Raw genomic sequence first — 12467 nt, forward strand, 5'->3', positions numbered from 1 at the left:
CAAGACGTGCGATAAAAACCCGGGCGATTCTACCGGGCCACAGCCCCCACCAACATGAGCGATATTCATGAAAAAACCGAACATGCTCCAAAAGCGCACAGGTTTGCTATGATCCCCACCCTCCGTAATCGCCTGACCAGAGTAGTCCCATGTCCGATCGTAGCGCTCGTCTGCAAGCCCTTCACCAAGCCCTCAAGGAACGCATCCTGATCCTCGACGGCGGTATGGGCACGATGATCCAGAGCTACAAACTGGAAGAGCACGACTACCGTGGCAAACGCTTCGCCGACTGGCCGAGCGACGTCAAGGGCAACAACGACCTGCTGATCCTCACCCGCCCTGACGTGATCGGCGGGATCGAGAAGGCTTACCTGGATGCCGGTGCCGACATCCTCGAAACCAACACCTTCAACGCCACCCAAGTGTCCCAGGCTGACTACGGCATGGAGGGGCTGGCCTATGAGTTGAACGTAGAAGGCGCCCGCCTGGCACGCAAGGTCGCCGACGCAAAAACCCTCGAGACCCCGGACAAGCCGCGTTTCGTCGCCGGCGTCCTCGGCCCGACCAGCCGCACCTGCTCACTGTCGCCCGATGTGAACAACCCCGGCTACCGCAACGTGACCTTCGATGAACTGGTGGAAAACTACACCGAGGCCACCAAAGGCCTGATCGAAGGCGGTGCGGACATGATCCTCATCGAAACCATCTTCGACACCCTCAACGCCAAGGCCGCGATCTTCGCCGTGCAGGGTGTATATGAAGAGCTGGGCGTCGAACTGCCGATCATGATTTCCGGCACCATCACCGATGCCTCCGGCCGCACCCTGTCGGGCCAGACCACCGAAGCGTTCTGGAACTCCATCAGCCACGCCAAGCCGATCTCCGTCGGTTTGAACTGCGCCTTGGGCGCCAGCGAATTGCGACCGTACCTGGAAGAACTGTCGAACAAGGCCAGCACCTACGTTTCCGCTCACCCGAATGCCGGTTTGCCCAACGAATTCGGCGAGTACGACGAGTTGCCGTCGGAAACCGCCAAGGTCATCGAAGAGTTCGCCCAGAGCGGCTTCCTCAATATCGTCGGCGGTTGCTGCGGTACTACACCTGGGCACATTGAAACCATCGCCAAAGCCGTGGCCGGTTATGCGCCACGCAAGATTCCGGATATCCCCAAGGCTTGCCGCCTGTCTGGCCTTGAGCCGTTCACCATCGACCGCAGCTCGCTGTTCGTCAACGTCGGTGAGCGCACCAACATCACCGGCTCCGCGCGCTTCGCCCGACTGATCCGTGAAGACAACTACACCGAAGCCCTGGAAGTCGCCCTGCAACAGGTGGAAGCCGGCGCCCAGGTGATCGACATCAACATGGACGAAGGGATGCTCGATTCGAAGAAGGCCATGGTGACCTTCCTCAATCTGATTGCCGGTGAGCCGGACATCTCCCGCGTACCGATCATGATCGACTCCTCCAAGTGGGAAGTGATCGAAGCCGGCCTCAAGTGCATCCAGGGCAAGGGCATCGTCAACTCCATCAGCATGAAGGAAGGCGCCCCGCAGTTCATTCATCACGCCAAGCTGTGCAAGCGCTACGGCGCCGCGGTGGTGGTGATGGCGTTCGACGAAGCCGGCCAGGCCGACACCGAAGCGCGCAAGAAAGAGATCTGCAAGCGTTCCTACGACATCCTGGTCAACGAAGTGGGCTTCCCGCCGGAAGACATCATCTTTGACCCAAACATCTTCGCGGTCGCCACCGGTATCGAAGAGCACAACAACTACGCCGTCGACTTTATCAATGCCTGCGCCTATATCCGCGACCACCTGCCGTATGCGCTGACCTCGGGCGGCGTGTCCAACGTGTCGTTCTCGTTTCGTGGCAACAACCCGGTGCGCGAGGCTATTCACTCGGTGTTCCTGCTGTACGCGATCCGCAACGGCCTGACCATGGGTATCGTCAACGCCGGCCAGCTGGAGATCTATGACCAGATTCCGGTGGAGCTGCGTGACGCCGTGGAAGACGTGGTGCTCAACCGCACGCCGGAAGGCACCGACGCCCTCCTCGCCATCGCCGACAAGTACAAGGGTGACGGCAGCGTCAAGGAAGCCGAGACCGAAGAATGGCGTGGCTGGCCCGTCAACAAGCGTCTGGAGCACGCGTTGGTCAAGGGCATCACCACCCACATCGTTGAAGACACCGAGGAATCCCGGCAATCGTTCGCGCGCCCGATCGAAGTGATCGAAGGCCCATTGATGTCCGGCATGAACATCGTCGGCGACCTGTTCGGCGCCGGTAAAATGTTCCTGCCCCAGGTGGTGAAGTCTGCCCGGGTGATGAAACAAGCCGTGGCTCACTTGATCCCGTTCATCGAGCTGGAAAAAGGCGACAAGCCGGAAGCCAAGGGCAAGATCCTGATGGCCACCGTCAAAGGTGACGTGCACGACATCGGCAAGAACATCGTCGGCGTGGTGCTGGGTTGCAACGGCTATGACATTGTCGATTTGGGCGTGATGGTCCCGGCCGAAAAGATCCTGCAAGTGGCCAAGGAACAGAAATGCGACATCATCGGCCTGTCCGGTCTGATCACCCCGTCTCTGGATGAGATGGTGCACGTCGCCCGCGAGATGCAGCGCCAGGACTTCCACCTGCCGTTGATGATCGGCGGCGCCACCACGTCCAAGGCCCACACGGCCGTGAAGATCGAGCCCAAGTACAGCAACGATGCAGTGATCTATGTCACCGACGCTTCCCGCGCCGTGGGCGTAGCCACGCAGTTGTTGTCCAAGGAATTGAAGGCCGGTTTCGTCGAGAAAACCCGCCTGGAATACATCGACGTACGCGAGCGCACCGCCAACCGCAGCGCCCGCACCGAACGCCTGAGCTACCCGGCGGCCATCGCCAAGAAGCCACAGTTCGACTGGAGCAGCTACGCACCGGTCAAACCGACGTTTACCGGCTCCAGGGTGCTGGACAATATCGACCTCAAGGTGCTGGCCGAATACATCGACTGGACGCCGTTCTTTATCTCCTGGGACCTGGCCGGCAAGTTCCCGCGCATCCTCACCGATGAAGTCGTAGGTGAAGCCGCCACCGCGTTGTACGCCGATGCCCAGGAGATGCTCGCCAAGCTGATCGACGAAAAACTCATCAGCGCCCGCGCCGTGTTCGGTTTCTGGCCGACCAACCAGGTGCAGGACGACGACCTGGAAGTCTATGGCGACGACGGCAAACCACTGGCGCGCCTGCACCACTTGCGCCAACAGATCATCAAGACCGACGGCAAGCCGAACTTCTCCCTGGCCGACTTTGTTGCGCCCAAAGACAGCGGCGTGACCGACTACATCGGCGGCTTCATCACCACCGCAGGTATCGGCGCCGAAGAAGTCGCCAAGGCTTACCAGGACGCTGGCGACGACTACAACTCGATCATGGTCAAGGCCCTGGCCGACCGCCTCGCTGAGGCTTGTGCCGAATGGCTGCACCAGCAAGTGCGTAAAGAACATTGGGGCTACGCCAAGGATGAACAACTGGATAACGAGGCGCTGATCAAGGAGCAATACAGCGGTATCCGCCCTGCCCCAGGCTACCCGGCGTGCCCGGATCACACCGAGAAAGCCCAACTGTTCCAACTGCTCGACCCGCAAGCCAGCGAAATGCACGCCGGCCGCAGTGGCGTATTCCTTACCGAGCACTACGCGATGTTCCCGGCAGCAGCCGTCAGTGGCTGGTACTTCGCCCATCCACAGGCGCAGTACTTTGCCGTGGGCAAGGTCGACAAGGATCAGGTAGCGAGCTACACCGCACGCAAGGATCAGGACCTGGCCGTGACCGAACGTTGGTTGGCGCCGAACCTTGGCTACGACAACTAATCCTTGTGGCGAGAGGGCTTGCCCCCGTTGGGTTGCGAAGCAACCCTAAAACCTACCATCTCGGTCTATCTGAAAAAACTCAGCGATCTTATTGGGGCTGCTACGCAGCCCAACGCGGGGCAAGCCCGCTCGCCACAGGGGACCTGCTGGCCACAGATGGCTGACCCACCCGGCTTTCGCTGTTCGACTATGCTGTCCTCACACACCGTGTAGCAAGGAATGTATGGACGATCCGGTCGACAACAAACCACCTACCTTCTGGCAAATGCTCCACAGCGTGGTGGCCGCCGCCTTTGGCGTGCAAAGCGGCAAGAACCGCGCCCGGGACTTTACCCACGGCAAGCCCAGCCATTTCGTGGTGCTGGGGATTCTGTTCACTGCAATCTTCGCCCTGGCACTGTTTGGCATCGTCAAGCTGGTGCTGCACCTGGCTGGGGTGTAAACGCAGTCAGTGCATCAGCAGTTGCAGGCTGAAGGGATAACGATAGGACTCGGGCTTGCCCTGGGCTGACAGTGCACGGAAATCCACGTTGTATTGCTGGCTGGCATTGATGGCCTGCAGACGCTGAGCCTGGTCCGGATCAATCAGCTGAAACAGCGCTTCCTCACGGTCACGGCCTCCATACCGGCTGATATCCACGCCATTGGCATCGTCATTGATCAGTACCATCGCCCACCCGCCAACGGTGAAGTGCCCCGCCACCAATGAACTCAGACGCCCATCCAGGCGTGCTTCCAGCACCTGGGGCGAACTGTTGACTGCACTGAACAAGACGTCCTTGCCGGGTGTACGTCCACTGTCCTGCAATGCTTGCATGGCCCCCAAGGCCATTTCGTCATTGGCCGACCACACCAGTGCCGTCTGCGGATAACGCTTGAACATCTGCGTAGCCTGCTCAAAGGCACGTTGGCGGTTCCATTCGCCGTACACCAATTGGCGCAGGCGCACCTCGGGGTGCTCGTAGAGCGCACGGCGTAGCCCCTCCTCACGCCGTTGTGCAACCGGGGTGTTCTTGGCGCCGGAGAACGCCAGCAGGTCGAGGGATTGGCCAGGCTCGATCGGGCCGTGCTGGCGCAGCATGTTCTTGAGCATCAGGTAGCCGGCCTGCTGATCATCGGCAACGATACTGCCGATCCAGTTGGGGTATTTACCGGCGTCCAGTAACTGCATCTGATCGACCGTCAGGGCGTTATTGACGATCAGCAACTTGACCCCGCTGCCTTGGGACAAGCGCAGGATCTGCGGGGCGATGTACTGCTCGTTGACCAGCACCAGGTAATCGGGGCGCCGGGGGCCTTGCAGCGCTTCGCGGGCCTGCTGGAGCGTATTTTGTGGATCACGCTCCGAATAGCGCACACGCAAATCCAGGCCGAGGTCCTTGGCAGCGGCCTGCATGAATTGCGAATAGCTGACCCAAAAGGTTTCGCTGGAAGTGCCTGGGTTGAGAAAGATCACCGACGTTGCGTGAGCCATTCCCCCGAACGCCATACCCATTACCCACAAACACGTACAAAGAACCTTCAGCATTGTTGCCCGAGCTCCGGAAGAAGACCGTCCATCATAGTGGCAATACGCCTATCAATCTCGGCTAATTGCCCATTGGCGGACACCCCGGAGCCAGCAAAGCCCCCTTATTGATGATTATTGATGACTGACCCAGAACACAGCGGTTGAAACCACCAGGATTATCAGGAACAGAATGGCCCAGGCGTCCACGGCACTGTCGCTTTTGCGGGCTTTTGTTGGATTGCTCATCGCATCGCCTCTTGTCGGTTTTATGGCTGATTGCATTAAGACTCGAGCACAGTAAAGTCCATGATTAGCCCCGCGGCAAATGTGGGTATCGGGTTATTCACCGGCATTAGTCGATTTGGTTCTTTGCATATACTCAAACATCACTTTTGCGCATAAACGCAAACTGGTATCGTGCGCCGGCTCCGTTGGGAGTGCGCGGCCGTGCGCGCAGATTTGCCGAGAACAGGACCTATATGTACGTATACGACGAATACGATCAGCGCATCATCGAGGACCGCGTCAAGCAGTTCCGTGATCAGACCCGACGCTATCTGGCAGGTGAACTGAGCGAAGAAGAGTTCCGCCCTCTGCGCCTGCAAAATGGCCTTTATGTTCAGCGCTTTGCGCCGATGCTGCGGGTTGCCGTGCCCTATGGCCAACTGACTTCGCGCCAGACGCGGATGATGGCCAAGATTGCCCGCGACTTCGACAAGGGTTACGCCCACATCAGTACCCGCCAGAACGTTCAGTTCAATTGGCCGGCGCTGGAAGACGTGCCGGACATCCTCGCCGAGTTGGCCACCGTGCAAATGCACGCGATTCAGACCAGCGGTAACTGCTTGCGCAACGTAACCACCGACCAATTCGCAGGTGTTGCCGCCGATGAGCTGATCGATCCGCGCCCGTGGTGCGAAATTGTCCGCCAGTGGACCACCTTCCACCCGGAATTCGCTTACCTGCCGCGCAAGTTCAAGATCGCCATCAATGGCTCGACCTCGGACCGTGCAGCGATTGAAGTCCATGACATCGGCCTGGAGCCGGTACACAACGCCGCAGGCGAACTGGGTTTCCGCGTACTGGTGGGTGGCGGTCTGGGCCGTACGCCGGTGGTGGGGGCCTTCATCAATGAATTCCTGCCATGGCAAGACCTGTTGAGTTACCTCGACGCTATCCTGCGGGTCTATAACCGCTATGGCCGTCGTGACAACAAGTACAAGGCACGCATCAAGATCCTGGTGAAAGCGCTGACCCCAGAAGTCTTCGCCCAGAAGGTCGACGCCGAGATGGAACACCTGCGCGGCGGCCAGACCACCCTGACCGAAGCTGAAGTGGATCGCGTCGCCAAACACTTCGTCGACCCGGACTACAAGGCCCTGAGCAATCTGGATGCCGAACTGACCGAACTCGATCAACAACACCCAGGCTTTGCCCGCTGGCGTGTGCGCAATACCCTGGCTCACAAGAAGCCAGGCTATGTCGCCGTGACCCTGTCGCTCAAGCCGACCGGTGTAGCGCCGGGCGATATCACTGACAAGCAACTGGACGGCGTCGCCGACCTGGCCGAGCGCTACAGTTACGGCCAATTGCGCACCTCCCACGAACAGAACATCATCCTGGCAGATGTTGAACAGAGCCAGTTGTTCACCCTGTGGGGCGAGCTACGCGAGCAAGGTTTCGCCACGCCGAACATTGGCTTGCTGACCGACATCATCTGCTGCCCGGGTGGCGACTTCTGCTCCCTGGCCAACGCCAAGTCGATCCCGATTGCCGAATCGATCCAGCGACGCTTCGAAGACCTGGACTACCTGTTCGACATCGGCGAGCTGGACCTGAACATCTCCGGTTGCATGAACGCCTGTGGTCACCACCACGTCGGCCATATCGGCATCCTCGGGGTAGACAAGAAAGGCGAAGAGTTCTACCAAGTGTCCCTGGGTGGCAGCGCCAGCCGCGACGCGAGCCTGGGCAAGATCCTTGGCCCGTCCTTCGCCCAGGAAGCCATGCCTGAAGTGATCGGCAAGCTGATCGACGTCTACATTGAACAGCGCACCGAAGATGAGCGTTTCATCGACACCTACCAGCGCATCGGCATTGACCTGTTCAAGGAGCGCGTTTATGCAGCGAATCATTAAAAACAACGAAGTGGTCGACGAAACCTGGCACCTGCTGCCCAAGGACGCGACCCTCGACGGCATCTCCAACTGCGACGACCTGATCGTACCGCTGACCCTGTGGCGCGATCACGCTCACGCCCTCAAGGCCCGCGACGGCGGCCTGGGTGTGTGGCTGGACGCCGATGAAGAAGCCGAAGAAATCGGTGACGATGTGACCAACTTCCAGGTCATCGCCCTGAACTTCCCGGCCTTCACCGATGGGCGCAATTACTCCAACGCCCGCCTGCTGCGTGACCGTTATGGTTACAAGGGTGAGTTGCGGGCGATTGGCGATGTGCTGCGCGACCAGTTGTTCTACCTGCATCGCTGCGGGTTCGATGCCTACGCCTTGCGCGCCGACAAAGACCCGTATGAAGCCCTGGAAAGCCTCAAGGACTTCTCCGTGACGTACCAGGCGGCGACTGACGAACCGTTGCCGTTGTTCCGCCGGCGCTAAGCGTCAGCGTATAAAAAACCCTGGCATGCCAGGGTTTTTTCATGGGTTGATTTTGATCGACGCCAGCACCTGCTTCTGCCCCATGGAGCATGGCACGCCTTCCGGCTGCGCCCGTACCTGCGCGATCACGCCCAGCAACTGCGCCTTGCTGTGCGCCAACTGCGCCTGCATCACCTCGATCTGCGCCACTTTGCGTTCCAAGCCTTCAATCAGTTCCTCACGCTTGTGCTCGCCGTCAGTCGGCATCAGCGCTTTAAGTTCCTGCAGCGTAAACCCGGCCTGTTGTGCACTTTGGATCAACTGCAGGGTCTGTAATGCCTGCGGCGCATAGCGCCGATATCCATTGGCCTGACGCCCTACCTGGCTGATCAGCCCTTCGGCTTCATAAAATCGAATGCGCGACGCGGCCAACCCGCTCTGTTTTGCCAGTTCGCCAATATTCATCGCCATGCCCTGCTTGACATTAAAGTTAACTTTAAGCTTAGCCTGAGGCCTCCCCTGCTCAGGAGTCAACCCATGTCACCTTTTGAACCCTTGCAACTGCCCAATGGCCAGGTCCTCTCCAATCGTATCGCCAAGGCAGCGATGGAAGAGAATATGGCGGATGCCCGGCAAGCCCCTTCCCGCGAACTGAAGCAGTTGTACAAGGCCTGGGCAGACGGTGAGCCCGGCTTGTTGCTGACCGGTAACGTGATGATCGACCGCCGCGCCATGACCGGCCCCGGCGGCGTTGCCCTGGAAGACGAACAACACCTGGACAGCTTTCGCGAATGGGCCGATGTTGCCCGGACCAAGGGTGTGCACTTCTGGGTACAGCTCAGTCACCCAGGGCGCCAGACCATGGCCAACCTGGGCCAGGAAGCCTTGGCGCCGTCCGCCATTGCCCTGGACGTGGGCAGCTTTTCGAAGATGTTTGCCAAGCCCAGGGCCATGACCGAGTACGACATTCAAGATGTGATCAAGCGCTTTGCCACCAGCGCGCGTCTGGCCGAACAAGCCGGGTTTACCGGGGTACAAATCCACGGAGCGCATGGCTACTTGCTCAGCCAGTTTCTCTCGCCGCTCAGCAACCAGCGGACCGACCGTTGGGGCGGCTCACTGGAGAACCGTGCCCGCTTGCTGCTGGAAGTGATCCACGCCGTACGCGCCAGCGTCAGCCCTGAATTTTGCGTTGCAGTAAAACTCAACTCGGCAGACTTCCAACGCGGCGGCTTCGACGCTGCCGATGCGCGTGCCGTGGTCGAGATGCTCAACCCGTTACCTATCGACCTGCTGGAGTTGTCCGGCGGCAGCTATGAAGCACCGGCTATGCAAGGCGACGCGCGGGACGGTCGCACCCTGGCGCGTGAAGCGTACTTCCTGGAAATGGCCAAGGAACTTGCGACCATCGCAAAAATGCCGGTAATGGTCACCGGTGGCATCCGCCGACTGCCGATCGTGCAACAGGTACTGGACAACGGCATCGCCATGGCCGGCATCGCCACCGCACTGACCCTGGAACCGCAACTGATCAGACACTGGCGCGAAGGCCGCGACTTAAACCCACAACTGAAGCCGATCAACTGGCAGCGTAAACCCCTGGCCGCACTCGCCACCCTGGCCGTGGTGCGCGACCAGATGCGGCGCCTGAGCCGTGGTCACCTGCCCAACCCCAAGGTCGCCCCCTGCATGGCGTTGTTCCGCGACCAATGGTTTATCGCCCGGCGTACCCGGCAATACCGCGCGGCCATGACACAATCTTCACATTAAAGGCGGAGCATTCGCCGTGATCGAACGGTCCTCTACTGATCAGCAGCTTTTTACCTCACTGACGATTGGAGTTCCTCATGGCGAAAATCACCCTGGCCCAGCAATTGGCGACCACCCTTGAACAGGCGGGCATCAAGCGTGTCTGGGGGTTGACCGGCGACAGCCTCAACGGTCTGACCGATGCCCTGCGCACCATGGACAGTATTGAATGGATGCATGTGCGCCATGAGGAGGTTGCCGCTTTCGCTGCCGGCGCCGAAGCCGCTGCTACGGGTGAACTGACGGTGTGTGCCGGCAGCTGCGGGCCGGGCAACCTGCACTTGATCAACGGGCTTTTTGATTGCCATCGCAACCATGTGCCGGTGCTGGCCATTGCTGCGCAGATTCCCTCGTCGGAAATCGGCCTGAACTACTTCCAGGAAACCCACCCTCAGGAGCTGTTCAAGGAGTGCAGTCACTTTATCGAACTGGTGACCAACCCGGCGCAGATGCCGCAGGTGCTGCACCGCGCCATGCGCTCGGCGATCCTCAATCGCGGCGTGGCGGTGGTGGTGATTCCGGGGGATGTGTCGCTGTTGGAAGTGGAAGACAAATTCAAACCCTGGCCAGCGCTGATAGCGCCGCGCACCCTACCAGCAGAACAAGACCTGCAACGTCTGAGCGAACTCCTCGATAAAAGCAAATCCGTGACCCTGCTCTGCGGCAGCGGTTGCGCCGGCGCCCACGACGAGGTGGTTGCGCTGGCCGACGCCTTGGGTGCGCCAGTAGTGCATGCGCTGCGGGGCAAGGAGCATGTGGAGTGGGACAATCCCTTCGACGTCGGCATGACCGGTCTGATCGGCTTCAGCTCGGGCTATCACGCGATGCTCAACTGCGACACGCTGATCATGCTCGGCACCGACTTCCCCTATCGCCAGTTCTACCCCACCGACGCGAAGATCATCCAGGTTGACCGTAATCCACAAGCATTGGGCCGTCGCGCTACCCTGGACCTTGGCATTGCCGCCGACGTCAGTGAAACCATTCAAGCCCTGCTGCCACGCCTGACCCGCAAGGCAGACCGCAGCTTCCTTGAGACCTCGCTCAAGCACTATGAAAAAGCCCGCCAGGGCCTGGATGACCTGGCGCAGCCGTCCGCCGCCAACCGTCCGATCCACCCGCAATACGTGACCCGCTTGCTCAGTGAACTGGCGGACGACGATGCGATCTTCACCGCCGACGTCGGATCGCCCACCGTCTGGGCCGCGCGCTACCTGAAAATGAATGGCAAGCGCCGACTGATTGGCTCGTTCAATCACGGCTCCATGGCCAACGCCATGCCCCAGGCTATCGGCGCCCAGGCGGCATTTCCCGGTCGACAGGTTATTTCGTTGTCGGGTGACGGTGGTTTCAGCATGTTGATGGGCGACTTCATTTCCCTGGCGCAGTTGAAGTTGCCGGTGAAAGTGGTGGTGTACGACAACGCCTCACTGGGATTTGTCGCCATGGAAATGAAGGCTGCCGGCTACCTGGACACCGGCACCGAGCTGAAGAACCCGGACTTCGCCGCCATGGCCAATGCGATGGGTATCCTCGGCATCCGTGTAGAACAGTCCGAGGACCTGGAAGCCGCGTTGCGCCGCGCCCTGGCCCATGACGGCCCGGTGTTGGTCGATGTGGTCACCGCCACTCAGGAATTGGCCATGCCGCCCAGTATCAAGCTGGAACAAGCCAAGGGCTTCAGCCTGTACATGCTCAAGGCAGTGATGAGCGGGCGTGGTGATGAGGTGATTGAGTTGGCGCGGACCAACTGGTTCCGCTGATCCACACGCTCACTAACGCCGGGAGGCGCCATAGCGGACGATGACGTGGGTAACGGCCTCGACGATGGTCGGGTCGGCATCCGGGGCACTGAACAGGCGGAACTCGGCATCGGGCAGCGCTGGCAAGCCATGCTCGGCACCGAGCTCCACCAGCCCATGCGACACCTGGCTGCGAGTCATGGGGGCGATGGCAAAACCGGCAAGGGCAGCCGCTTGCAGTCCAACGTAGCTGGTGCAGAGCATTGCCGTGCGCTGGGTGATACCGGCCTGTGCAAGGCGGCTGAGCGCAGCTTCCCGGTAAGGACAAGGCTCTGGAAACAAGGCCAGGGGCAAAGGTGTCGGCAACGTACCGACCGCCTGTGCCGACCACGCCCACACCAGTGGCTCCTGCCACAGCGCCAGGCCAGGCTCGCTGGATTCGCACAACGACCCCACCACCACGTCCAGTTCGCCTTGCTTCATCAGGGCCAGCAGCGAGCCCGGAATGCTCACCTGAACCTTGATCTGCATGCCGGGATAATCGGCGGCAAACGCCTGCAAATCACGCAGCAGACGCGCATCGGCGAACTCTTCCGACACACCTATACGCAGGTCACCGTGAAACGCCGAACGAGTCAGTTCGGCCCAGGCATCACGGTTCAGCGCCAGAATGCCTCGGGCGTAGGCCATCAGGCGCTCACCATCGGTCGTCAGTTGCTGTGAACGGGTGGTGCGAGCCAGTAAAGGTTTGCCGACCTGCTCTTCCAATCGCCGCACATGACCACTGACGGCTGATTGGGTCAGGTGCAGGCGAGCAGCGGCGCGACTGAATCCTCCCTCATCAACGACCGCCACAAAGGTTTTGAGTAGCAGGACATCGAACATATATAGATTCGTGATTAATATTTGATTTAGATACGATTTATATTCTATCAAGCACTATGTTGCAAT

General features: G+C 60.0%; 9 protein-coding genes. 6 read left to right on the plus strand and 3 right to left on the minus strand.

Features of this window, described 5'->3' with window-relative positions; genetic code table 11:
• Positions 1 to 149: 149 nt before the first annotated feature.
• Both metH and J7E41_RS10675 read left to right on the plus strand, forming a co-directional pair.
• Positions 150 to 3860, plus strand: coding sequence for a methionine synthase (gene metH, locus J7E41_RS10670; RefSeq protein WP_214992528.1), 3711 nt, complete (start codon positions 150 to 152; stop codon positions 3858 to 3860).
• A 223-nt stretch (positions 3861 to 4083) separates the two neighbouring features.
• Positions 4084 to 4302, plus strand: coding sequence for a DUF2970 domain-containing protein (locus tag J7E41_RS10675; RefSeq protein ID WP_214992530.1), 219 nt, complete (start codon positions 4084 to 4086; stop codon positions 4300 to 4302).
• A gap of 6 nt (positions 4303 to 4308) precedes the next feature.
• On the opposite strand, the gene J7E41_RS10680 is transcribed toward J7E41_RS10675, so the two are convergent.
• A complete protein-coding gene (locus J7E41_RS10680; RefSeq protein ID WP_214992532.1) occupies positions 4309 to 5388 on the minus strand; it encodes an ABC transporter substrate-binding protein in 1080 nt (359 codons plus the stop codon).
• A gap of 461 nt (positions 5389 to 5849) precedes the next feature.
• Between J7E41_RS10680 and J7E41_RS10685 the strand changes: the two genes are divergently transcribed.
• Positions 5850 to 7508 (plus strand): nitrite/sulfite reductase, encoded by a 1659-nt coding sequence (locus tag J7E41_RS10685; protein ID WP_214992534.1) that lies wholly within the window; start codon positions 5850 to 5852, stop codon positions 7506 to 7508.
• Complete coding sequence (locus J7E41_RS10690; RefSeq protein ID WP_214992536.1) at positions 7492 to 7986, plus strand: DUF934 domain-containing protein; 495 nt, start codon at positions 7492 to 7494, stop codon at positions 7984 to 7986. Before J7E41_RS10685 ends, J7E41_RS10690 begins: the two co-directional genes overlap by 17 nt.
• Before the next feature lie 39 nt (positions 7987 to 8025).
• Here the strand turns inward: J7E41_RS10690 and J7E41_RS10695 are convergent, their stop codons facing one another.
• A complete protein-coding gene (locus tag J7E41_RS10695) occupies positions 8026 to 8430 on the minus strand; it encodes a MerR family transcriptional regulator (protein ID WP_214993144.1) in 405 nt (134 codons plus the stop codon).
• Between the two features lie 72 nt (positions 8431 to 8502).
• Between J7E41_RS10695 and J7E41_RS10700 the strand changes: the two genes are divergently transcribed.
• Together J7E41_RS10700 and poxB are read left to right on the plus strand one after the other, a co-directional pair.
• A complete protein-coding gene (locus J7E41_RS10700) occupies positions 8503 to 9735 on the plus strand; it encodes an NADH:flavin oxidoreductase/NADH oxidase family protein (RefSeq protein WP_214992540.1) in 1233 nt (410 codons plus the stop codon).
• Between the two features lie 77 nt (positions 9736 to 9812).
• Positions 9813 to 11537: a ubiquinone-dependent pyruvate dehydrogenase gene (gene poxB, locus J7E41_RS10705; protein WP_214992543.1), complete on the plus strand. Its 1725-nt coding sequence runs from the start codon at positions 9813 to 9815 to the stop codon at positions 11535 to 11537.
• Between the two features lie 12 nt (positions 11538 to 11549).
• Here poxB and J7E41_RS10710 read toward each other — a convergent pair whose 3' ends face one another.
• On the minus strand, positions 11550 to 12401 hold the full coding sequence (locus J7E41_RS10710; RefSeq protein WP_214992545.1) for a LysR family transcriptional regulator: 852 nt from the start codon (positions 12399 to 12401) through the stop codon (positions 11550 to 11552).
• Positions 12402 to 12467 lie beyond the last annotated feature (66 nt).

Origin of the sequence: Pseudomonas fluorescens (assembly GCF_018614655.1) — a bacterium.
GTDB lineage: Bacteria > Pseudomonadota > Gammaproteobacteria > Pseudomonadales > Pseudomonadaceae > Aquipseudomonas > Aquipseudomonas fluorescens_BX.